The organism is Formosa sp. L2A11 (genome assembly GCF_009796865.1).
In the GTDB taxonomy this organism is placed as follows: domain Bacteria; phylum Bacteroidota; class Bacteroidia; order Flavobacteriales; family Flavobacteriaceae; genus Formosa.
In genome coordinates this window covers 1712523-1737142 of the sequence record NZ_CP047028.1, presented here as the reverse complement: position 1 = coordinate 1737142, position 24620 = coordinate 1712523, and the positions used below count along the sequence as shown (strand labels likewise).

The window sequence follows — 24620 nt, the reverse complement described above, 5'->3', positions numbered from 1 at the left end:
ATTATCTAATTTTCAAGGTTACAATTGTTATAATCGCTAACAGAATTCCTATAATCCAAAATCGGGTTACAATCTTACTTTCGTGATATCCTGATTTCTGATAGTGATGATGCAAAGGCGACATCTTAAAAATGCGTCGGCCTTCACCATATTTTTTACGTGTATATTTAAAGTAACTTACTTGCAATACCACTGATAAATTTTCTGCTAAAAAGATTCCGCATAATACAGGAATCAACCATTCTTTTCTAACCGCAATAGCAATTACAGCTATAATTCCACCAATTGTTAAACTCCCCGTATCACCCATAAAAACTTGTGCTGGATACGTATTATACCATAAGAATCCAACTAAAGCCCCCATAAAAGCAGCGATATAAATAGTAATTTCTTCAACTCTCGGGATGTACATAATATTCAAGTAACCTGAGAAAATAATATTCCCTGAAACCCAAGCAAATATCCCCAAAGTGAATACTATAATTGCCGATGTTCCTGCAGCCAAACCATCAATTCCATCGGTAAGATTAGCACCGTTAGAAACTGCTGTTATGATAAAAATTACGATCGGTATAAAAATTAACCAAGCGTATTTTCCGTAACTTGGATTAATCCACGTAATTAAATCTGCATACTCAAACTCATTTCCTTTCACAAAAGGTATTGTTGTTTTAGTAGACTGTACTTCTTCTGCAAAAAACTTACTAGGTAAAGCATTTGGGTTTTCTGCTAATATTTCTTGCTGTTGCGCTACTGGCAATTTTTCCTTAATAGCAACATTAGGATTAAAGTATAACGTTGCTCCAACAATAAGTCCTAATCCAACTTGGCCAAGCACTTTAAACTTTCCTTTTAACCCTTCTTTATCGTTTTTAAATTTCTTGATATAATCATCTATAAAACCAATAGTCCCCATCCATAAGGTGGTTACAATAAGTAACAAGATGTAAACATTGTCCAACTTAGCCAGTAAAATAACCGGAATTAATGTGGCTAGAATAATAATAATTCCACCCATAGTTGGCGTCCCGGCCTTTTCTGTCTGACCTTCTAATCCTAGATCACGAATTGTTTCTCCTACTTGCTGACGCTGTAAAAAACCAATAATTCGTTTTCCATAAACGGTAGAAATCATTAATGACATTAATATTGCCATTGCCGCACGAAAGGTTATAAACCCAAACAACGACGCTCCTGGGAATTGATAATGTTTTTCTAAATACTCGAAAAAATAGTATAGCATCTTATTTCTCTAGCTGTTTTAAATAGTCCTTTACAATTTCGAGATCGTTAAAATGAAAACGCTCTCCTTTAATTTCTTGGTAAGTCTCATGTCCTTTACCAGCAATTAGTATAATATCGTTTGGCTTTGCCAATTGGCATGCCGTTTTTATAGCTTGTCTTCTATCTGCAATAGACATTGTTTTTTTAAAATGAATAGGCTCTACACCTTTTTCAATCTCTTCTATAATAGCTCCAGGTTCTTCATTCCTAGGATTATCGCTTGTAAATATGACTTTAGTACTTAAAACAGAAGCAATATCTCCCATTTCTGGACGCTTCGTTTTATCGCGATTTCCACCACAACCTACAACTGTTATTAAATCTTCATTTTTAGTTCTAATACTATTAATGGTTTCTAACACATTTTGCAACGCATCTGGCGTATGTGCATAATCTACAATAGCAGTAATTTTAGTTTCAGAAATTATATATTGAAATCTTCCGCTTACACTTTCTAAACCACTGATTAAGCGTAATGTTTCATCTTTTTCTAAGCCTAACAATTCGGCAACACCATAAATTGCTAATAAGTTAGACGCATTAAAACGACCTATTAATCTAGACCAAACTTCGCTATCATTAATTTTTAACAACAACCCTGTGAACTGATTTTCTAAAATCTGAGCTCTATAGTCGGCGTAATTTTTTAAAGCATAAGTATATTTTTCTGCCTTCGTATTCTGAAGCATTATTTCACCATTCTTATCGTCTACATTAACCAAAGCAAAAGCTGTTTTTGGCAACTGATCGAAGAATGATTTTTTAACGTCTCTATATTCTGCAAACGTTTTATGATAATCTAAATGATCGTGCGATAAATTAGTAAACACACCGCCAACAAAATGAAGTCCTTCTGTACGTTTTTGATGAATTCCATGCGAGCTCACTTCCATAAAACAAAACTCGACACCTTCATTATTCATCATACTCAGAAACGAGTTAATTGTTAATGAATCTGGCGTGGTATGTGTTGCAGGATATTCGTGATCGTCTATTAATATTTTTACTGTTGAGAGCAATCCAACTTTATAACCAGCAGCTTTAAATAACTGATATAAAAGTGTTGCAATTGTAGTTTTTCCATTCGTTCCTGTAACTCCAACAAGCTTTAAGTTTTCTGAAGGATTATTATAGAAATTTGAAGCCATTATTGCTAATGCAACTTTAGAATCTGCTACCTGAACATAAGTAACACCGTTAACTCTTTCTGCAGGAATATGTTCGCAAACCACTACCAAAGCACCATTATTTATAGCTGTTTCTATAAAACCATGACCATCGGCTACAGTTCCAGAAATGGCCACAAACACGTCATTCAATTCAATTTTTCTTGAATCGAAAGCGATATTATTTACCTGTACATTGGTTACCCCAACAACAGTATCAATAGCAACCTTGTATAATATGTCTTTTAATAAATTCACGATATTTTTAATACTACTTTTTGATTCTTTTTAATTTTTTGTCCCTTAGGAATTGATTGAGATTTCACTTCCCCTAAACCATCCATTTCTACTTTCAATCCTAAGTTTTCCAATAAAGCCACCGCATCCATAACTGGCAACCCAACTACTCTTGGCATTATTGTTTTATATGTCTGAGCCGTTTCATAAAACCCTTCAAACTCTTTACTAGCAGACTCGTCTACCACCTGAAGTGAATTCACTTCATCTATAATTGGTGTGTCTGTAAATATTTTCTGAGCAATACTTTTAAATACTGGTCCAGAAACATCTGCACCATAAAATCCTTTTTTAACACTTGGCTTGTGAATAACCACAATACAAGAATACTTAGGATTATCTGCTGGAAAATATCCTGCAAACGAAGACACATAACGCTTATTCGTTTTCCAATCTGCCATCCAATATTCTGTTCTAGCAGTTCCCGTTTTTCCTGCCATAGAGAAATACGGATTGTACAACGATTTTCCTGTTCCGTGTTTTACCACATTCTCAAGAATAGCTTGTACTTCTTTTATCGTTTCTTCTGAACAGATTTTTTCATTTATCACTTCTTTATGAAATGTTTCTATTGGCGTATCTAATTCTTTTACACTATAAATAAAACGCGGCTTTACCATAACACCATCATTAGCAATAGCATTATAAAACGTTAATGTTTGAAGCGGCGTAACACTTAAATTATATCCATAAGCCATAGAAGGCAAAGCATTTCTACTCCACTTAGCATCTCCAGGCTCAGGAATAACAGGCTTACCTTCTCCTTTAATAGGAATTCCTAAAGGCTGATCTATATGCCAAGATTTTAATCTATTTATAAACTTCTCTGGATTTTTAGAATACCCTTCGTCAATTATAGTAGCCAAACCAATATTAGACGATACCTCTAACGCTCTCGCAGCAGAAATTTTACCAAATCCACCGTGATGAGAATCTGAAATTGAACGCCCATAAAAACGCTTAGAACCATTTTCGGTATCTATAACCGTAGATGTATCAATTACTTTATCTTCCAAAGCAGCAACTAAAGCTATTGTCTTAAACGTAGAACCAGGCTCTTGAGACTCTCCTACAGCATAATTTAACTTCTCGTAATAACTTCCGCTTTTAGTTTTTCCTAGATTTGAAATGGCTTTAATCTCGCCAGTTTTAACCTCCATAACAACCACGCACCCATGTTCTGCTTCATAATATTCTAACTGTTTCAATAACGCATGATGCGCAATATCCTGAATATTAACATTAATGGTTGTATACACATCGTAACCATCTTTAGGCTCTATCTGGTTATAATCTGCAATAGGTTTCCATTGTCCTTTACCTATATTTTGTTTTAAACGCTTTCCATCTGTTCCGCGTAAATATTTTACTCCAAAAGCACCATCAATCCCTGGACGAGTTACATTTCCTTGATCGTCTATACGTTCGTAACCAATAGTACGTTCTGCCATACCACCCATTGGATGCTCACGTTTTGTTTTTTGCTCTACGATTAAACCGCCTTTAAAAGCACCAAGCCCTAAAAGTGGAAAGTTTCGTAAACGGATATAATCTGAATACCCAATATTTCTTGCTATTAAATGATATCTATTTCGATTAGCACGCGCTCTACGCAATACATTCTGATAATAACTAGAAGGTTTCCCTCCAAATACATGAAGCGAATCGCATAATGGTTTTAAATATTTTTCGAAAGTTTTTGAAGACGGTGTAACCGCATCGAAACGGATATCGTATTTAGGCACCGAAGTCGCCAAAAGACTCCCTTCAGAATCATACACATTACCACGATTTGCAGGAATGGTAACAGATTTTATAGTTCGTTTTTCTGCCAGACTACGATATTTATCGCCATCTACAAATTGAATAGAACACAATTTAAACAGCACAGCTATAGCAAAAAGGAACATACATCCTGCCACAAAATATAATCTGTTTAATATGCTCTTTCCGTTTGTTGCCAACTTTGAACTTTAATTTTTAATATTAACTTTAATTTTTCTTGGTGGAATTTCTGAAGGCACCAAACCCTTTTTTGACATCTTATCTACTATTGACGATTCCATCTTAATTCGCATTAATCGGGAACGCCCATCTATAAAAGCCGATCGCAATTCCTTTACATCATCTCCCAGTTTTGCAATCTCATGCACTTTCCTATCTGCCCTATGCGAACTCGCAATCATAAAAAAGGCTAAAACCATAACAAAAACAATAAGTTGCCAATTCTTAAACGACCCGTCACTAACAAGAAAAGTCCCTTTTAAAATACTATACGTACTTTTTTTCATAACTTCTCTGCGATCCTAAGCTTAGCACTACGCGCCCTATTATTCAATTTTACCTCCTCTGCAGATGGGACTATTAATCCACCTACTTTTTTCAATGGCACTTCAAAATTCCCAAACACATCCTTTACAGGCTCCCCCTCAAACATGCCACTTCTAATAAATCGTTTTACCAATCTATCTTCTAAAGAGTGATAAGAAATAAAACTTAATCGTCCTTCTGGCTTTAAAATCTCCGGAGTTTGTTCTAAAAACTCCCTTAAAGCAGCAATCTCCTGATTCACTTCTATACGAATCGCTTGATATATTTGTGCTAAAATTTTATTCTCAAACTTTGGGGATAAAAATTTTTTCAATACTGATTTTAACTGACTACTCGTTTTTATCTCTTCATGTTCACGAGACTCTACTATTAATTTTGCCATTGAAGAAGAAGCACGCAACTCACCATACTGTGACAAAACTTGCTTAATTTGTTCTTCATCATAATCATTAATAACATTAAAAGCAGACAATTGACTCGTCTGATCCATACGCATATCCAAGTCTGCCTCAAAGCGCGTAGAAAACCCACGTTCTGCAACATCGAATTGATGAGATGACACACCAAAATCTGCCAACACACCATCTACTTGTTTTACGCCATAAAAACGCAAAAAACGTTTTACATATCTAAAATTTTCATGAATTAACTGAAAACGTTCATCATCTAAAGCATTTCCTAAAGCATCAGGATCCTGATCGAATGCAAATAATTTCCCATTCGGTCCTAGACGTTTTAAAATCTCTTTACTATGTCCGCCACCACCAAAAGTCACATCTACATATATACCGTCTTCTTTTATATTAAGACCGTCTACTGTTTCTTTTAATAATACCGGGTTATGATATTCCATATTCTTCATCATCTTGTCCCATAACTTCTTCAGCTAAATCTGCAAAATCATCAGCCGAGCCACTTATGCTCAATTCATACTTATCTTTATCCCAGATTTCAACTATATTTACAGCCGAAGCCACAACTATTTCTTTTGAAATCCCTCCAAAAACCGCTAAATCTTTCGGAATTAACAAACGACCCGTTCCATCTACCTCTACCATTTTCACGCCTGCTGTAAATTTTCTAATGAAATCGTTATTCTTTTTCTTGAACCTATTTAGCTTATTTATCTTCTGCATTAAAGCATTCCACTCCTGCATTGGATACAATTCCAAACACGGATTAAAAACAGAACGCTTAATTACAAACCCATCTTGCAAGACCACACTCAACTGCTTTTTCAACGAAACAGGAAGCATCAATCTGCCTTTCGCGTCTACTTTACATTCGTATGTACCTATTAATGAGTTCAAAACAGTTTTCTGGAATTACATTCTACAATTGTCAAATATATTGAAAAATATACCACTTTTTACCACAATATACCACTTTGTTGATAAATTTATAAACACACCCACCTACTTTAGCACTCAAACCACACCAAAAACAGCTTAAGACCTGACTTAAAATCTATTAGAACAAAAAATACAACTCATAATTTCATGTTAATATCTATTCTTAAAAAGTATTTAAGCAGAGTCACATTAAATAGGTTATTATAAAAATGAAATACCTATATTTGTTTGTTGATGATAATGACTAATTAATGACGCATCGCTTAAAAAAAGAGAAGAATTTTAGCTACATGGAAGTGGGTGAAGGACAACCCATAATTGTATTACATGGGTTAATGGGCGGTTTGAGTAATTTCGACGCCGTCTCAAGCTATTTTAGTACAAAAGGCTACAAGATTGTAATTCCCGTGCTACCTATTTATAGCATGAGCTTACTAAAAACGAATGTAAAAAATTTCGCAAATTACTTACACGATTTTATTGAATATAAAGGATTTGACAATGTTATTCTTCTAGGAAATTCTCTTGGAGGACACATTGGTTTATATCATACAAAACTGTTCCCTCAAAAAGTAAAAGCACTTATAATAACTGGTAGTTCTGGTTTATATGAGAGCGCTATGGGAAGTGGGTACACTAAAAGAAGTGACTACGAAGTAATCAAGAAAAAGGCACAAGATGTTTTTTACGATCCTGCTATAGCTACCAAAGAAATAGTAGACGAAGTTTACGAAACCGTGAACGACCGTAACAAACTAATTAAAACTTTAGCAATAGCTAAAAGTGCGATTAGACATAACATGGCTAAAGATTTACCTGTAATGCAAGTACCAACTTGTATTATTTGGGGTAGAAATGATATTGTTACACCTCCAGATGTTGCTGTAGAGTTCCACAACCTTTTACCAAATTCAGATTTATTTTGGATTGAAAAATGTGGACACGCTGCTATGATGGAACACCCAGATGAATTTAATAACATATTAAACTCTTGGCTAACGGCTAAAGAACTATAATAACAGAAGAGAATTATGCTAATTAAATCGGCTGAGTTTGTAGTAAGCAATTCGGATGTTGCAAAATGTCCGAAAGACAGAATCCCTGAATACGCTTTTATAGGGCGCAGTAACGTAGGGAAATCGTCGCTTATAAACATGCTAACGAACCGTAAAAGTCTTGCCAAAACTTCTGGAAGACCAGGAAAAACACAACTTATAAATCATTTTTTAATTAACAAAACATGGTTTTTGGTAGATTTACCTGGTTACGGATACGCGCGTGTTTCTAAGAGCGCGAAGAAAACGTTTCAGAAATTTATAACGCAATATTTTAGCAAAAGAGCCCAACTAATATCTGCTTTTGTTTTAGTAGATATTCGCCACAAACCACAACCTGTAGATTTAGAATTTATGGCTTGGTTAGGCGAGCACAGCATTCCGTTCTCTATTATCTTTACCAAAGCTGATAAATTAAAGCCAATGGCTATTGAAAATCACGTAAATGATTATCGTGATGTTTTACTTAAAACTTGGGAAGAAATGCCTAACTATTTTGTAACATCTTCTTCTAAAGAAGTCGGGAAAGACGAATTACTAGACTACATAGATAATATGAATGCCAATTTAAAAATAGACTAACTTTTTACGTCTAACGCATCTCGTAGCGCATTCCCTATTAACATAAACGCCATTACCAAACTCATGATACAAAGCCCTGGAATAATTGCCAAATAGGGCTTTCCTAGTATAATGTAATTATAATGATCCTTAATCATGGCTCCCCAACTAGCCATAGGTGGCTGCGCACCAATACCTAAGAAACTAAGTCCACTTTCTATTAAAATTGCCGACGCAAAATTAGCTGCACAAATTACAATTACTGGCGCCATAATATTTGGCAGAATATGTTTAGTTATAATACGGTAATCTGTATATCCCAAAGCCCTTGCTGCGGTAACATATTGCATCTCTTTAGCACTAATAATCTGGCCACGCACTACTCGAGCAACTTCTACCCACATAGTTAAGCCTACAGCTATAAAAACTTGCCAGAAGCCTTTACCTAAAGCCAATGTAATAGCTATAACTAATAATAAAGTAGGAATAGACCACGTTACATTTATAACCCACATAATTATAGTATCTACTTTTCCGCCATAATATCCTGCAATACTCCCTAAACCTAAACCTATAATTAAAGAAATAAAGACTGCTACAAAACCAATAAAAAACGAAATTCTTGCTCCAACCAAAACACGACTTAATACATCGCGTCCATATTTATCTGTACCTAAATGAAACGTTTTAGTTGTTACTAATTTTGAGATTTGAGATTTAGAGAACAGCTTTAAGTCTAACGTTTTTTCTTCACCAATTAATCCATCAGAAGCATATTCTGTATATAATAAAGTGTTATTTTTAATTTCAGATTTTGAAATTGGAATTTCTGTTTCTGTATTTATAGTTCCAAAGAAAACCTTATCTAATGTACTTTGTGTGTTTTTAATTTGAGAAGGAACCGTAAGCATATCGACTGTAAATCCTGGTTTCTTAGAATGTACAGACAAATGCATTTGGTTAGCATGTTGCGAATGGTCTGGAGCCAAAACATACGCGAAGACAGATACCAAACCTACTAGAATAATGAAACTAAAACTAAAAACGCCCCAGAAATTGTGTTTAAATTTTTGGAGCGCTAATTGTTTCAACGACTGTGTTTTAGCAATCATTAATTATTTAATTTTTTGTTGAAGAACCTGTTGACTGTGATTTTAAATCTGTTTTTGCAGTTTGTGTCGCTGCTACTTTTTTCATAGAATAAGACATTTTTAAATCTTCTAGAACATTAACAGCTTCTTCTACATAAACATCTTGTGTTAAACTTTCGTGCCAACGATCGCGTTTTTCTCTTAACGTAGAATCTTTTGCAAAAAGGGCTTCTTCGTATGGCAAAGAAGAATACGTTAAGTTAGATTTATAATCTGAAATTTTCTCGAAACGTTTCGCTTCATCTTCGTTTAATTCTAACTTTTCTTTATACTTTTTATAGTTTAAGTTGAATGTGTTTTCATCCATTTTAAGTTTAATCCATTTTGCATTTTCAGCAATAAGATTAAGCTGAGCATTATTATTCATACGCTCTTTACTTTTATTAATGGTAGAATTATAATCGAAATAACCATTCCATAATGTATAATCTGCAGCCTCAATTTTATCCCATGGTAATGGATTTTCTTGATCTTTCTCTCCGATATCAATAAAGCTGTAACGATCCGGAACAACAACATCACTTTTAACACCTTCTAATTGTGTAGACCCACCATTAATACGGTAGAATTTTTGAGTTGTTAATTTAAGAGCTCCTAAATCTCCGTTACTATTATTACGAACCATACGATTTAAATCTAAAACATTTTGAACTGTTCCCTTACCATAAGTTTGTTTACTACCTATAATAATAGCACGTTTATAATCTTGCATAGCGGCTGCTAAAATCTCTGAAGCCGAAGCAGACAATTCGTTTACTAAAATTACAAGAGGCCCGTCCCACTCTATAGATTCGTCTTTATCTCTTAAAATTTCTTTTGGTTCTCCAGTAGATCGTACTTGCACAACAGGACCATCTTTAATAAATAACCCGGCCATATCTACAACTGTTTGTAAAGATCCACCTCCATTATTTCTTAAATCTAGAACAAGACCTTCCATGCCTGCATCTTTCAACCTATCTATTTCTTTTTTAATATCTGAAGCAGCATTACGGCTATTATAATCTTCAAAATCAACATAAAACTTAGGAAGATTAATCACCCCATATTTTATATTTTCTTTAGTAACAATAGAAGATTTTGCATACGTTTCTTCAAGCTCTACAATATCTCTAACTATAGATATATCTTTCGTGGTTCCATCTACTTTTTTAACGGTAAGAATAACGGTAGTCCCTTTTGGTCCTTTTATATATTTAATAGCATCGTCTAAGCGCATACCTACTATATTAACAGCTTCCTTTTCGTCTTCTTGACGTACTTTTAAAATAGCATCTCCAACTTCTAATTCTTTACCTCTCCAGGCTGGACCACCAGAAATAAGTTCCATGATTTTAACGTTATCCATTTTCTTTTGAAGTCTAGCTCCAATACCTTCTAATTTACCCGACATTTGCTGATCGAATCTGTCTTTATCTTCAGGTGCAAAGTAAAATGTATGGGGATCGAAACCTTCTACAACAGCATTTACATACATAGTAAACCAGTCACTACGTTCTAAATCGTCTATATAATCTGTATAATAATTATCTATAGATTTTAATGTTGCTTCTCGAGATTCTTTTTCCATCTCTTTATCAGACATGACTTTATATGTAGCATCTTCTTCTTTCTTAAGGCTCTCTTCACTTTTTAAATCGTCGTAATTAGAAATGGTAGAAAATTTAAGTTGTTGTCTCCAACGGTTTCTCATTTCTTTTTTAGAATTCACATAAGATTTATTTTCATAATCTACATTAAATTCTTCGTCTACACCATAATTAAAAGGGGCGCTTAAAACAGATTTGTAAAGTACTTTAGACTCTTCCATTCTTTGCAATAAACGTTCGTGAGTAATATTAAAGAATGTAATATCGTACTCCTTTAATTGATCGTCTATATTATCCTTATATTTTTCGAATTCCTTAATATCAGATTCGTAGAAATAGCGCTTTAAGGGATCTATTGCCTTTAAATAATTATCGTACACTTCTTCAGAAAAACTATCGTCTAGAGTTTTCGGATCGAAATGTCCACGTTCAAGCACATAAGTGATTACTTGGATTAATAATTTATCTTTATCTGGGTTGCTAAATGTTTTAGTAGTAAAGCTGCAAGAAGCCGAAGCTAACAGTAACAATAAGACTAAATATCTGTAATTCCTTTTCATAAGCCTATAAAAATGCATCGTATATTTTTCACTAAAGTAGAGAAAAAACTATGCCAATAAAAATCCACGAAAGGTAATTTTTTGTTAAACTAAACAATTTCGCGGTTTCAGCGAGATTTTATGTATTTTAGCATAGCTATTTAAAACAACAAATATGTCTAAAAAGCCTCTCATTTTAGTTGTTAATGACGACGGTATTACTGCCCCTGGAATTAGAACTTTAATAAAAATAATGAACACTATTGGAGACGTCGTTGTAGTCGCTCCTGATAGCCCACAAAGCGGAATGGGACACGCTATAACTGTAGATTCTACCTTATATGTTGAAAAAATTAGGGTAGATAATGGTCCTCAAAAAGATTATAGTTGCTCCGGAACTCCGGCAGATTGTGTAAAGCTAGGTGTACGTGAAATTTTAAAACGAAAACCCGATCTTTGCGTTTCTGGAATTAATCATGGCTCTAATTCTTCAATAAATGTTATTTATTCAGGAACTATGAGTGCCGCTATCGAAGCTGGTATTGAAGGTATTCCTGCCATTGGTTTTTCTTTATTAGATTATAATTGGAGTGCAAATTTTGAACACACAGAATCTTTTATAAAGCGTATTACACTAAACACATTAGAACACGGATTACCTTTAGGCGTAGTCTTAAACGTAAATATCCCTAACATTCCTAAAAAAGATATTAAGGGAATTCGCGTGTGCAGACAAGCACGTGCCAATTGGGTCGAGAAGTTTGATAAAAGACAAAGCCCGATGGGTAAAGATTATTATTGGCTTGCCGGAACATTCGAAAATTTAGACCAAGGTGAAGATACAGACGAATGGGCTCTAGAAAACAATTATGTTTCTATAGTGCCTGTACAATTTGATTTAACAGCTTACCAAAGTATAAAAGAAATTAACACTTGGAATTTTAATGATTAAAAAAGAAGTATTTATAGGATTTATGGTTGGTGTTATAGCCAATGCAATGGGCTTATTTTTAGCCGCTTTATTACTTGGACGTGGCGATAATGTTACTACAGTAATTAATGCTGCTGCCGCCGAAGGTTTTTTAGGAAAACTAATAAGTATAGGTGCTATTTTAAATTTAGTAGCTTTTTTTATTTTTATAAAAAAGAAACAAGACTATAGAGCAAGAGGCGTAATATTAGCGACCGTTTGTATTGCCATTTTTACTTTTATTTTTAAATTTTTATAATGAAATATTACATTATTGCAGGAGAAGCCTCGGGAGATTTACATGGCTCGAATCTAATGAAAGCGTTACAACAAGTAGATGCAAACGCCGATTTTAGATTTTGGGGTGGAGATCTCATGCAAAATGTAGGAGGCACTTTAGTTAGCCATTATAAGGAGCGTGCTTTTATGGGATTTGCAGAAGTCTTCATGAATTTATCTAAAATCTTAAAAGCGATCTCGTTTTGTAAATCAGACATTGCAAAGTATAATCCTGATGTTATTATATTTATAGATAACTCCGGATTTAATTTACGAATTGCAAAATGGGCAAAACAACAAAACTACCGCACAAATTACTATATATCTCCTCAGGTTTGGGCTTCTAGAGCTGGACGTGTTAAAAAAATAAAACACGACATAGATGCTATGTATGTGATACTTCCTTTTGTAAAATCGTTTTACGATAAATACAATTACGATGTTACTTTTGTGGGACACCCTTTAATAGATGCCATAGCAGACAGAAAACAAGTAGATGAGTTTGAATTTAGATCTAAATACAAATTAAGCGAGAAACCCATTATAGCTATTTTACCAGGAAGTAGAAAGCAAGAAATAAATAAAATGCTAACGGTTATGCTTAGCATTATTAACGAGTATCCAGATTATCAATTTGTTATAGCTGGGGCTCCGAGTCAAGATTATAATTATTACCAACAATTTATAAAAAACACAGATGTTCATTTTATAGCTAACAAAACCTACGATTTACTTAGCGTGTCCTTTGCTGCTTTAGTAACATCTGGAACAGCAACTTTAGAAACGGCTTTGTTTAAAGTCCCTCAAGTGGTTTGTTACAAAGGGAGTTGGTTGTCTTACCAAATTGGACGCCGTATTATTACATTAAAATATATTTCTTTGGTGAATTTAATTATGGATAAACCTGTAGTTACAGAATTAATTCAAGACGAATTTAATTCTACCAATTTAAAAAAGGAATTAGATCGTATTTTAAATACTTACGAACGCACAAAATTCTTTATCAATTATTACGATTTAGAAAAAAAACTTGGTGGAAAAGGCGCAAGCCAAAAAACTGCCGAACATATTTACAATGCCCTAAAACAAAATGCCTAATATGCATAAATTATCCATTTTATTTTGCTTGCTTATTTGCATAAGTAGCTGTAAGTCTTCAAAAAGAACAACATCTTACAAAAGATCTACAGAGGTCTCAATTCCTTCAAAAACTGTCGAGAGGACTAAAAACAGAAACAGTTCTATCCTAGAACCAGAAAACACAGACAATTTAAAACCTTTAGGAACAGAATTAAGCGATTACGCTAAGCAATTTCAGGGTGTACGTTACAAATACGGCGGTACAACAAAAAAAGGAATGGATTGCTCCGGTTTAATTTATGAAACGTTTAAAGCTTACGATATTAGTTTACCAAGAGTCTCTCGAGACATGGCACAAGAAGGTTCTAAAATAGATATTGAAGACGTAAAAGTTGGCGATTTATTATTCTTTCATACCAATCCCAGACGAAAAAGCATTAATCATGTAGGATTAGTTGTTGCTTCTAGAACGGGAAGTGTAGAATTTATACATGCTTCTACAAGCAAAGGTGTTATAATATCTTCTCTTGCAGAACGTTACTGGTATTATTCTTTTGAAGAAGCACGCAGAATACTCTAATTATTAGTATCTTACTGTTATGAAGTTAAGTCGCTTTGTAATAGTAAAACTCACATTTTTTCTCATACTTGGTATTTGTTTAGGCTATTTCTTAAACATTACGTTGTTATGGAGCATCGTGACGTGCCTACTTTTACTTTGCATTCTTTTTCTGATTTTAGTGCTGAATACAAACCGTTTTCAGCCTCCTCTTTCTTTTGGAATTGTTGCTTTTGTTTTAATGATTTCCATCGGAATATTAAGTGTTAATATTCACAATCAAAAATTACAAAAGAGGCATTATTCTCATTTTAAATTACCTGTAGAATCTGTTACTTTTAAGATTAAATCTGTACTGAAATCAAATACGTATTATGATAAATACGTGATTGATATATTAAAAGTTAATACTAAAAATGTTACAGGTACTTCATTATTAAACATCAAGAAAGACACCTTAAGTGCATCTTATAAAATTGATGATGTATTTCTGACTACAGACGTTTTTCAGGATATTCTTCCGCCTTTAAATCCAAATCAATTTAATTACAAACAGTATTTAGAGCGGCAATATATTTACAATCAAATTACTACAAGCAAAGAGCACTTATTACAACTCCCGAAATCTAAACCTTCTATTTTAGGTATTGCTTACGCAACAAATAGAGCGATAAGTAGCAAATTAAAAACATATCCCTTTGGATCCGATGAACTCGCCATTCTTAATGCATTACTGCTTGGACAACGACAAGATATTTCGGAAACATTATATACAAACTACACTAAAGCAGGCGTTATTCACATACTTGCTGTATCGGGATTACATGTGGGGATTTTACTATTAATACTAAATTATATATTAACGCCGTTTGAATGTATTAAACACGGCAAAATTATAAAAACCGGTTGCATTATTATTTTAATGTGGTGTTTTGCACTTTTAACAGGCTTATCACCGTCGGTAAGCAGAGCAACACTTATGTTTACTTTGGTTGCTATTAGTTTAAACAGTAACCGGCCTTCTAATATTTTTAACACAGTAGCAATATCTGCATTCTTATTATTACTTTGTAAACCTATGCTTCTTTTCGATGTCGGTTTCCAGCTAAGTTACACTGCCGTTTTAAGCATAATAACGTTTCAACCTAAACTAAATGCATTATGGTTTCCTAAAACCAAACTGAGTAAAATATTCTGGAATACACTAACTGTAACAACAGCCGCACAAATAGGCGTTTTACCATTAAGTATTTATTATTTTCATCAGTTTCCTGGTTTGTTCTTTCTTTCTAATCTTATAATTGTACCACTATTAGGCTATATTTTAGGTTTAGGTATTCTTATAATCGCACTAGCTTCTGTTCAGCTTTTACCAAATGCTTTAGTCTATATTTTTAATGAAACAATTGCTTTTATGAATGGTTTTATAAGTTGGATTGCAAGTCAGCAGCACTTTATTTTCGATGCCATTTCTATAAAACTAAATACACTCTTAGCTATTTATGCCGTCATGTTAAATTTGATTTACGTTTACACAAATCCTAAATTTAAATCAATTAGCATTGCTCTTTTTACATGTATTGGACTCCAAATAACTTTAATTTACAACGATGTGTCTCTGTATAATTCTGAATGGGTTTTATTTCATAAAAACAGACAAACACTTCTAACATATAAAGATGCAATTACATTAAATATTTACAATTCAGATTCATCTAACACCTCAAAGTCATATCCTTTAAAAGACTATATCATATCAAAAGACATAAAAAATCAAACTAACGAATCTTTGAAATCAGTATATAACATACACCACAAAACACTCCTTATTGTAGATAGTTTAGGAGTTTACAATGTAAACACGTTTAAACCGTATTTTGTATTACTTAGCAATTCACCAAAAGTCAATTTAAATCGTTTAATAGATTCCTTAAGCCCTAAAGAGATTATAGCAGATGGCAGTAATTACAAATCGTATATAAAACGCTGGGAAGCGACATGTAAACACAAAAAAATCCCTTTCTACCAAACAGGTAAAAAGGGAGCTTATATTTTTAAAGAGTAATTTTTTATTCAACAAATTCTGGAACAAATGCTTCAAAATATGCATTTACAACTTCTTGATTATCTAGTTCTTTATATTTATCTGTATAAAACAATTTTAGGTACAACTCTAACTGTTGTGGTGTTTGGTAACCACGAACAGGAGTAATAACTTGAGCTTCTTCGTCTAAAAACACAATAGTAGGATATGCATTTACACCTAAAGCACTCGCAAATTCATGCACACTATTTCTTTGATTTTCTTTTTCTGGATTAAAGTTTGGGTTACCATAAGTATTGTCTTGATAAGTTATTGGCTCTTTCCCTTCTGCATTAAATTTTACAGCATAAAAATGCTTATTTACATACGCTACAACATCTTTATTATGAAATGTATTCCTATCTAACATTTTACATGGGCCACACCAATTGGTATACGCATCCATCATAATTTTTTTAGGTGTCATTTTCTGAAGTTCTAAAGCCTCATTAAAAGTTAACCATTTAATTTCTTGAGCATTTATAAGTCCTACTGAAAACATAAGAACCAATACTAGTACCCCTTTCTTCATAGTTGTAAACATTTCATTTTATAATAAAAAACACTTGTATCTAATGTATGTGGTCTAAAATACAAAAAGCACCTTACAACGAAGATGCTTTTTAATAATTTTAACCTTATTATTTCTAGTGCACACCGTGCATTAATTTATTCATTTTTCGTGTTAAAGCCATTACTAATAATCCTGCACAAATTGGTATTATTGTGAAGATTAAGAAGAATGTACTCATATCGTAAGCTGCGGTAATTTTATCGATTAGTCCTCCTGAGAAACCTGCTGCTTTATTTCCTAAACCAACGGCGATATACCAAAGCCCAAACATCATCCCTATTTTTGCTGCGGGCACTAACTTACTAACATAAGACAAACCGACAGGAGATAAAGATAACTCTCCTAAGGTATGAAGTAAATAAGCTAATATTAACCAAACGACACTAACAGAAGCTGTTTGTGCACCTTGAGGAATACTTGCAGAACCATAAGCTAGCACACCAAATCCTAATCCTAATAAAATTAAACCAATCCCGAATTTAACAGTTGCTGGCGGGTTGTATTTACTTTCCCAAATTTTAGAAACTAAAGGAGCAAACGCAATAATATAAAATGAGTTTAATATACCGAACCAAGATGCTGGAATTTCAGTATTTTCCTGATCGAATTGTGCTTTAAGCATATATATTACAATACCCCAAATAATAGTAAAACTTAAACCTAAAGCTAGATTTGATACTTTGTATTTACTAAAGGTTATTTTAAAAAGCTGTAATAACACATAAGTAATAATCATTAAGGGCACTACGGTTAGTAACGTATTTACTATTCTAAAAACCATAGCCGAGTTTCCTTCTAAAACACGGTTTGTATAATCTGATGCAAAAATAGTCATAGAACCTCCAGCTTGCTCAAACGCAGCCCAAAAGAATATGGTAAAGAAGGCAAGAATCGCGACAACAATATATCTATCTCTCTGAACATGTCCAGGAACAACTTCTTCATGATCTCCATTACAATCTTCGTCTACATCTTTATGACCTTCATCATAATCTAGAGTTTCTTTTGGAGACAATCCTATTCTTCCAAAAATAGTCTGAGCTAACCAAAACTGAACCATTCCTAAGAACATAAATATTCCAGCTAAACCAAAACCAAAATGCCATCCAATAGATTCGCCAACATAACCACAAAGTAAGATTCCTAAGAAAGCACCGGCATTAACACCCATATAAAATATAGTAAATGCTCCATCCTTTTTGTCTTGTGCTTTTATGTAAACACCATTTATAATAGATGTAATATTCGGTTTAAATAACCCGTTTCCTGCAACTAATAATCCAATTCCAACATATAAACTCCATGGCGTATCGAAAGCCATTGCAGCATGACCTAAAGTCATAATTAAAGCTCCAATTGCCACAGAACGTCTGTAACCAAAAAACTTATCTGCTAGAAAACCTCCTAAAATTGGAGAAAAATAAACCAACATAGTATATGTTCCGTAAAGTCCTAATGCATCTTCTCTACTCCAAGCCCAACCGCCATCTAAAATAGCAGAAGTTAAGAACAATACGAAAATGGCACGCATTCCATAATAAGAAAAACGTTCCCACATTTCTGTAAAGAATAATACGAACAAACCAGAAGGATGTCCCATTAAAAGTTTTCGGTTCATATCTGAACCTTCAAATCTAAAATTTGCTACACTCATTGTTAATTATTTATATTTTTCTTTAAACTTAAAACAAGTTTAATGAGCCATTTCGTGTTCATCGTCTTCTGCACCGTGAGTTAAGACTTCTAATTTCTTTCTAAAAAGTAACATTAGTAATCCAAAACCAACACAAAAAATAGCTATTCCAGTGAAAATAGTATACTCTCCTAAACTTTCTGAAGCTTCACCTAAAAGTCCAGCTACTTTATTACCAATACCTGTCATTGCAAAATACACACCCATAATTAGAGAGGCATATTTTACTGGAGCTAGCTTAGTAATATATGAAAGTGCTACTGGAGATAAAGAAAGCTCTCCTACCGTATGAAATAAATAAGCTAGAACTAACCAATACATTGCAGATCCTCCTTGTCCATCTACAACTGGTCCATTTGCACTATATTGCGCCGCTGCAGCTGTCATAAAAAAGAATCCCATTCCCATAATAATAAGCCCAACAATCATTTTAAAAAGCGAAGTAGATATTTTTCCTTGTAGCTTTCTTTTTGCCCAAAAACCAGCAACTGTAGTTCCTAGTAAAATAATAAACATCGCGTTAAAAGATTGGAACCATGATGCTGGAAAGTCAAATCCCATGATTAATCTATTTGTTTTTTCTGAAGCATAAATATTCATTAATCCTCCTGCTTGTTCAAAAGCTCCCCAGAAAACAATAACTAAAAAGAAAGAAACGAATAAAACTATAATTCTATCTTTTTCTACTTTAGTTAAAGGTTTATCTTGAATAGTAGCATCTTCAGATTCACTCTCGTGACTTAATGCGTCGTGTAAATATTTCTGACCCGCAACGTATTGAATTAAACCCAATGCCATACCTATTCCGGCTAATCCGAAACCATAATGCCATCCGTAAACTTCTCCTACATATCCTACTATAATACTAGACAAGAATGCTCCAACATTTATTCCTATATAAAATATAGTAAACCCTTTATCTCTTCTTATATCTCCTTTTTTATATAAACCACCAACCATTGTAGAAATGTTTGGTTTTAATAAACCAACACCTAAAATTATTAATGCTAATCCGCTATAAAAGGCCCACATTTGCTCAACAGCAAGAATACCATGACCTGCAACTAACAAAACTCCACCGTATAAAACAGCTCTTTTTTGTCCAAAAAACTTATCGGCTAACCAACCTCCTGGAATTGAAGACACATAAACTAGCATAGTATACCAACCATATAATGCTAATGCCTCTCCATTTGTCCAACCTAAACCAGCATTTGAAGTTTTAGTTTCTGCGACTAGATACAATACTAGAATAGCACGCATTCCGTAAAAAGAAAATCGTTCCCACATTTCGGTAAAGAACAACACGTACAATCCTACAGGATGACCAAATAATTCTTTTTGTTTAACATCAATCGTATCTGCCATAAGTCTTTATAATTAAGGTTTTATATAAGTTTAGTTATTATTTAATTTTATCTCCTAATTTCTGATCCAAGAAATTCGTCATTTTAGTATATAAATGCAGTCTTGTATTACCACCATAAATACCATGATTATTATCTGGATAAAGCATCCATTCAAACTGTTTATTCGCTTGAATTAAGGCTTCAATCATTTGCATTGAATTCTGAACATGTACATTATCATCTCCCGTTCCATGTACTAATAAAAAGTCTCCTTTAAGTTTATCTACATGATTAATTGGTGAGTTCTCATCGTAACCAGAAGGATTTTCTTGAGGTGTTGTCATGTAACGCTCTGTGTAAATAGAATCGTAAAATCTCCAGCTTGTAACAGGCGCAACAGCAATTGCCATTTTAAACACATCGTTTCCTTTAAAAATAGCATTACTACTCATAAAACCACCAAAACTCCATCCCCAAATTCCAATACGTTCTTTATCTATATAAGATAAATCTCCTAATTGTCTTGCTGCTTGTATTTGATCTTCTAATTCGTATTTTCCTAATTCTTTCTGTGTTACTTTTTTAAATGCAGCACCTTTAAAACCTGTACCACGACCATCTACACAAGCAATAATATATCCTTTTTCTGCAAGCATTTCATACCAAAAATCGTTTGCTGCTAACCATGTATTCGCTACACTTTGCGATCCAGGACCAGAATATTGAAACATTAATAACGGATATGTTTTAGAAGCATCAAAATTAGAAGGTTTAATGGTCCACATGTTTAAATCGTTACCATTCACTTTTAGAGTACTAAACTCTTTTGGAGAAATATCGTATGCGTCTAATTGATTTTTTAATGCATTATTATCTTTAATAACTTTAATAACTTTTCCGTTTTTAGATCTGTTTAAAGTATATAAAGGCGGCGTTGTTGCACTAGAATATGTATTAATAAAGTAAGTAAAGTCTGCACTAAAAGCAGCCGAATTTGTTCCTTCTTTATCTGATAAATGTATTTTATTTTTTCCTTGTAACGAAATACTATACACATCACGATTAATAGAACCGTTTTCTACAGACTGATAAAATATTTTCTTAGTTTTTTTATCGTAACCGTAATAGTTTGTAACTTCCCAATTACCTGATGTAATTTGATTAATTAACGTCCCATCTTTTTTGTAATGATAAATATGATTATATCCATCTTTTTCACTCGTCCAAATAAAACTATTATCGTCTAAAAACGTTAAATTATCTGTAACATCTACGTAAGCATCATCTTTATCTGTAAGCACTAATTTAGATGTCATTGCAGAAGCATCTATAAGCCATAAGTCTAATTCATTCTGATGTCTATTTGTGTATTGTGCACTTAACACATCTGCTTCATTTGTCCATTTAATTCTTGGGATATAAAAATCTGAATAACTTTTATCTAAAGTAACCTCAGACGTTTTATTTTTTGCTAAATCGAATATATGAAGAGACACTTCTGAGTTTGCTTCACCAGCCTTTGGATACTTAAATACCTCTTGTTGCGGATATAAATTTTTACCGTATATATCCATAGAAAATTCAGGAACCTTAGTTTCGTCAAATCTTATATAGGCAATTTTATTACTTGCTGCATTCCACTCAAAAGCACGTACAAAAGCGAATTCTTCTTCGTAAACCCAGTCTGTAATACCGTTAATAATTTTATTATTTACACCATCTGTAGTAATCTTACTCGTTTCGCCAGTCTTTAAATTTTTAATAAAAAGATTATTATTTAAGCCATAAGCCACTTTTGTTCCATCTGGAGAAAAAGTAGGTTCTTGAATTTTTTCATCAGAAACCGAAGTTGTTTTTTTTGTAGCCGTATCGAAAACAAAATAATTACCTAAAGTAGAGCGTCTAAAAATAGATTCTACTTGAGTTGCCAAAAGCACCTTAGTTTCGTCTTTACTAAACGTGTAATCTGTAAAATAATCAATATCAGATAAATCGCCAGAATCCACTAAAGTTTTCACTTTCTTTAATGTCTTATAATCATAAATATCGATAGCAGTTGTTCTCGTATCACCATTAAAATCTAACACAGAATATTGCTGGCCATTTGTCATAGAATGCAGAGATTCCATACCGTCTGTTCTAAAACTTCCAGTCCAAATATCTTCTAAAGTAATCTGTTTTTGTTGTGCGGAAACTAAACCTGTCATAAGAAATAAAGACAGTAATAAAGGAGTATAATACTTCACGAATATTTTTTTATAAATGAGTTAAAATTGAAGAATTTTAAAAAGTCCCCAAGTTTACTAAAAATTAACGAAATTACCACTTCAATTAACAGTTTATATAGACAATACACTCGGTTAAATCCGTATTTTACCTCTAATAAGTACTATATTTGTTTCGTTTAAATTAAAAATGAATGAGCAACGAAACAATTTCTGGTTTTTCAAAACTATCAAAGTCAAAAAAAATAGATTGGATTGTTAACACGTATTTTTCTAATCAAGAAAATGCTAAAAAAATCCTGAAACAATATTGGAATTCCGATGAAAAACTTCAACAGTTACACGACGAATTTATAGAAAACACCATTTCTAACTACTATTTACCTTTAGGTGTTGCTCCTAATTTTTTAATTAACAACACTATTTACGCTGTCCCAATGGCTATAGAAGAAAGTTCTGTGGTTGCTGCGGCCAGTAAAGCGGCAAAGTTCTGGCTAGATCGTGGCGGATTTAAAACCACTGTAATTTCTACAACAAAAATTGGTCAAGTACACTTTATGTTTCATGGAAACACCAACCATTTAAAAGCTTATTTTAAGGCCGTAAAACCTAAACTTTTAGAAGCTGTAAAACCACTTTCTAAAAATATGGAAAAACGTGGTGGTGGTATTCTAGATATAGAATTACGAGATAAAACAGACCAAATTTCTAACTATTTTCAGCTGCATGTTTCTTTTGAAACAGCAGATGCTATGGGAGCAAATTTTATAAACTCGTGTTTAGAGCAGTTTGCTAAAACCTTTAAAGTTGAAGCCTTAAATTTTGATGGATTTACTACTGAAGAACAACAGCTTGAGATTGTAATGAGTATACTCTCTAACTACGTTCCAGATTGCCTTGTACGTGCAGAAGTAAGTTGTAATGTTGAAGATTTAGCCGAAAACAAAAGCATCTCAGGAGAAGAATTTGCAAATAAATTTATACAAGCGGTAAACATTGCCGAAATAGAACCATACAGAGCCGTTACACACAACAAAGGTATTATGAATGGCATCGATGCTGTAGTTTTAGCTACCGGTAACGACTTTAGAGCTGTTGAAGCAGGCGTACATGCCTATGCGTCTAGAAACGGATCTTACAGCAGCTTATCTCATGCTAAAATAGAAGCTGGCATATTCACCTTCTGGATGGAAATCCCTTTAGCTTTAGGAACTGTTGGCGGGTTAACAAACTTACATCCTTTAGTGAAATTAGCTTTAGAAATGCTTGGCAAACCATCTGCCAAAGAATTAATGCAAATTGTTGCAGTCGCTGGATTGGCACAAAATTTCGCTGCCCTGCGATCGCTTACCACGACAGGTATTCAGGAAGGACATATGAAAATGCATTTAATGAATATTTTAAATCAGTTTGAAGCTAATGCTGAAGAAAAAATCACTCTAGTAAATCATTTTAAAACGCACACAGTATCGCATAGTGCCGTTGTTGAAGCGCTTGAAAAACTACGTTAATAATGAACACTTTTTACAGTAATGGCAAGTTATTAATTACCGCAGAATATTTAGTATTAGACGGAGCCGAGGCATTAGCACTTCCAACAAAATTTGGTCAATCGCTTACTATACAACCCAATTCTGAAAACGTATTAAACTGGAAAAGCTTTAATGATAAGCAAGAATTATGGCTAAATGCTAGTTTTAAACTTAAAAACAACAAACTAGAATCAGAGATAGAAAACGAAATCACAACACGGTTAGCTTCTATATTAAATACTGCTCGTGTAATGAATCCTGAATTTCTAAAAGACCATGTTGGCTATACTATAAAAACACATTTAGATTTCCCTACAAATTGGGGATTAGGAACATCGTCTACACTAATAAACAACATTGCAGACTGGGCAGAAATAAACCCTTATAAGCTACTTGAACTTACTTTTGGAGGTAGCGGTTACGATATTGCATGCGCATCTAACAACTCGCCTATTACATATCAATTAGACAAGAAGTTACCTATTGTAAAACCTGTAGTCTTTCATCCTGAATTTTCTGAAAATATTTATTTTGTTCATTTAAATCAGAAACAAAATAGTCGAGAAGGTATTGCCCATTACAAATCTAATACAACAGATAAAACTGAAGCAATTACAGCGTTAAACACAATAACTAAGGCACTTTTAACATGTACAGATATAAATGTATTTAACAACTTAATTGAAGCACATGAAACTATTATTTCAGACATTATTAAGTTAGAGCCAGTAAAAAGCGCACTATTTCCTAACTTTTCTGGAAGCATAAAGAGTTTAGGTGCTTGGGGAGGAGATTTTGTTATGGTAACATCTAAAGAGAATCCCACAACATACTTTAATCTAAAAGGATACTACACCATATTATCGTATCAAGATATGATTCTATAAACACCACTTACAAGATTTAGTGTTCGTAATTAATTTACGTTTTAAAATAGACAACGTGTTATAA

21 protein-coding genes are annotated in these 24620 nt (G+C 33.3%); 9 read left to right on the top strand and 12 right to left on the bottom strand.

The genetic code is table 11. The annotated features are described in order from the left end of the window. Position 1: 1 nt before the first annotated feature. The 6 genes from mraY to mraZ all read right to left on the bottom strand — a co-directional run bounded on the left by mraY (position 2) and on the right by mraZ (position 6388). A complete protein-coding gene (gene mraY / locus GQR95_RS07525) occupies positions 2–1243 on the bottom strand; it encodes a phospho-N-acetylmuramoyl-pentapeptide-transferase (RefSeq protein ID WP_159022592.1) in 1242 nt (413 codons plus the stop codon). 1 nt (position 1244) lies between these two features. After that, positions 1245–2708 carry a UDP-N-acetylmuramoyl-L-alanyl-D-glutamate--2,6-diaminopimelate ligase gene (locus GQR95_RS07520; RefSeq protein WP_159022591.1) on the bottom strand — a complete coding sequence of 488 codons (1464 nt, stop codon included), beginning with the start codon at positions 2706–2708 and terminating at the stop codon, positions 1245–1247. After that, positions 2705–4657 carry a penicillin-binding protein gene (locus GQR95_RS07515; RefSeq protein WP_159024252.1) on the bottom strand — a complete coding sequence of 651 codons (1953 nt, stop codon included), beginning with the start codon at positions 4655–4657 and terminating at the stop codon, positions 2705–2707. The genes GQR95_RS07520 and GQR95_RS07515 overlap by 4 nt, the downstream gene beginning before the upstream one ends. A 63-nt stretch (positions 4658–4720) precedes the next feature. After that, positions 4721–5038: an FtsL-like putative cell division protein gene (locus GQR95_RS07510; RefSeq protein WP_159022590.1), complete on the bottom strand. Its 318-nt coding sequence runs from the start codon at positions 5036–5038 to the stop codon at positions 4721–4723. Beyond that, positions 5035–5943 carry a 16S rRNA (cytosine(1402)-N(4))-methyltransferase RsmH gene (gene rsmH, locus GQR95_RS07505; RefSeq protein WP_159022589.1) on the bottom strand — a complete coding sequence of 303 codons (909 nt, stop codon included), beginning with the start codon at positions 5941–5943 and terminating at the stop codon, positions 5035–5037. The genes GQR95_RS07510 and rsmH overlap by 4 nt, the downstream gene beginning before the upstream one ends. After that, positions 5918–6388 carry a division/cell wall cluster transcriptional repressor MraZ gene (gene mraZ, locus GQR95_RS07500; RefSeq protein ID WP_159022588.1) on the bottom strand — a complete coding sequence of 157 codons (471 nt, stop codon included), beginning with the start codon at positions 6386–6388 and terminating at the stop codon, positions 5918–5920. The genes rsmH and mraZ overlap by 26 nt, the downstream gene beginning before the upstream one ends. Positions 6389–6681: 293 nt before the next feature. On the opposite strand from mraZ, the gene GQR95_RS07495 reads away from it, so the two are divergent. Both GQR95_RS07495 and yihA read left to right on the top strand, forming a co-directional pair. Continuing rightward, a complete protein-coding gene (locus tag GQR95_RS07495) occupies positions 6682–7446 on the top strand; it encodes an alpha/beta fold hydrolase (protein WP_159022587.1) in 765 nt (254 codons plus the stop codon). A gap of 15 nt (positions 7447–7461) precedes the next feature. Beyond that, positions 7462–8067, top strand: coding sequence for a ribosome biogenesis GTP-binding protein YihA/YsxC (yihA, locus tag GQR95_RS07490; protein WP_159022586.1), 606 nt, complete (start codon positions 7462–7464; stop codon positions 8065–8067). On the opposite strand, the gene GQR95_RS07485 is transcribed toward yihA, so the two are convergent. Together GQR95_RS07485 and GQR95_RS07480 are read right to left on the bottom strand one after the other, a co-directional pair. Next, positions 8064–9158 (bottom strand): ABC transporter permease, encoded by a 1095-nt coding sequence (locus GQR95_RS07485; protein ID WP_159022585.1) that lies wholly within the window; start codon positions 9156–9158, stop codon positions 8064–8066. The two genes, yihA and GQR95_RS07485, sit on opposite strands and share 4 nt — an antisense overlap. Before the next feature lie 7 nt (positions 9159–9165). Beyond that, positions 9166–11346: a carboxy terminal-processing peptidase gene (locus tag GQR95_RS07480; RefSeq protein ID WP_159022584.1), complete on the bottom strand. Its 2181-nt coding sequence runs from the start codon at positions 11344–11346 to the stop codon at positions 9166–9168. Positions 11347–11500: 154 nt separating this feature from the next. Here GQR95_RS07480 and surE point away from each other — a divergent pair, with 154 nt between their 5' ends. From surE to GQR95_RS07455, 5 genes are read left to right on the top strand one after another with little or no spacing between them, the layout of a single operon-like run. After that, on the top strand, positions 11501–12277 hold the full coding sequence (surE, locus tag GQR95_RS07475; protein WP_159022583.1) for a 5'/3'-nucleotidase SurE: 777 nt from the start codon (positions 11501–11503) through the stop codon (positions 12275–12277). Beyond that, the gene (locus GQR95_RS07470; RefSeq protein ID WP_159022582.1) at positions 12270–12554 is read left to right on the top strand and encodes a hypothetical protein; all 285 of its coding nucleotides are present in this window, start codon (positions 12270–12272) and stop codon (positions 12552–12554) included. The genes surE and GQR95_RS07470 overlap by 8 nt, the downstream gene beginning before the upstream one ends. Then, positions 12554–13672, top strand: coding sequence for a lipid-A-disaccharide synthase (gene lpxB, locus GQR95_RS07465; protein ID WP_159022581.1), 1119 nt, complete (start codon positions 12554–12556; stop codon positions 13670–13672). Before GQR95_RS07470 ends, lpxB begins: the two co-directional genes overlap by 1 nt. 1 nt (position 13673) lies before the next feature. Further along, the gene (locus tag GQR95_RS07460; RefSeq protein ID WP_159022580.1) at positions 13674–14234 is read left to right on the top strand and encodes a C40 family peptidase; all 561 of its coding nucleotides are present in this window, start codon (positions 13674–13676) and stop codon (positions 14232–14234) included. 19 nt (positions 14235–14253) lie between these two features. Then, positions 14254–16278 carry a ComEC/Rec2 family competence protein gene (locus GQR95_RS07455; RefSeq protein WP_159022579.1) on the top strand — a complete coding sequence of 675 codons (2025 nt, stop codon included), beginning with the start codon at positions 14254–14256 and terminating at the stop codon, positions 16276–16278. A 4-nt stretch (positions 16279–16282) separates the two neighbouring features. Here the strand turns inward: GQR95_RS07455 and GQR95_RS07450 are convergent, their stop codons facing one another. The 4 genes from GQR95_RS07450 to GQR95_RS07435 all read right to left on the bottom strand — a co-directional run bounded on the left by GQR95_RS07450 (position 16283) and on the right by GQR95_RS07435 (position 22119). Next, on the bottom strand, positions 16283–16828 hold the full coding sequence (locus tag GQR95_RS07450) for a thioredoxin fold domain-containing protein (protein WP_159022578.1): 546 nt from the start codon (positions 16826–16828) through the stop codon (positions 16283–16285). 115 nt (positions 16829–16943) lie between these two features. Beyond that, positions 16944–18524 carry a peptide MFS transporter gene (locus GQR95_RS07445; RefSeq protein ID WP_159022577.1) on the bottom strand — a complete coding sequence of 527 codons (1581 nt, stop codon included), beginning with the start codon at positions 18522–18524 and terminating at the stop codon, positions 16944–16946. 39 nt (positions 18525–18563) lie between these two features. Further along, a complete protein-coding gene (locus GQR95_RS07440) occupies positions 18564–19931 on the bottom strand; it encodes a peptide MFS transporter (RefSeq protein ID WP_159022576.1) in 1368 nt (455 codons plus the stop codon). 37 nt (positions 19932–19968) lie between these two features. Further along, a complete protein-coding gene (locus tag GQR95_RS07435; RefSeq protein WP_159024251.1) occupies positions 19969–22119 on the bottom strand; it encodes a S9 family peptidase in 2151 nt (716 codons plus the stop codon). Between the two features lie 212 nt (positions 22120–22331). Between GQR95_RS07435 and GQR95_RS07430 the strand changes: the two genes are divergently transcribed. Continuing rightward, positions 22332–23648: a hydroxymethylglutaryl-CoA reductase, degradative gene (locus GQR95_RS07430; protein WP_159022575.1), complete on the top strand. Its 1317-nt coding sequence runs from the start codon at positions 22332–22334 to the stop codon at positions 23646–23648. Between the two features lie 2 nt (positions 23649–23650). Next, positions 23651–24556, top strand: a complete 906-nt coding sequence (locus GQR95_RS07425) for a GYDIA family GHMP kinase (protein ID WP_159022574.1) — start codon at positions 23651–23653, stop codon at positions 24554–24556. The last annotated feature ends 64 nt before the right edge of the window (positions 24557–24620 follow it).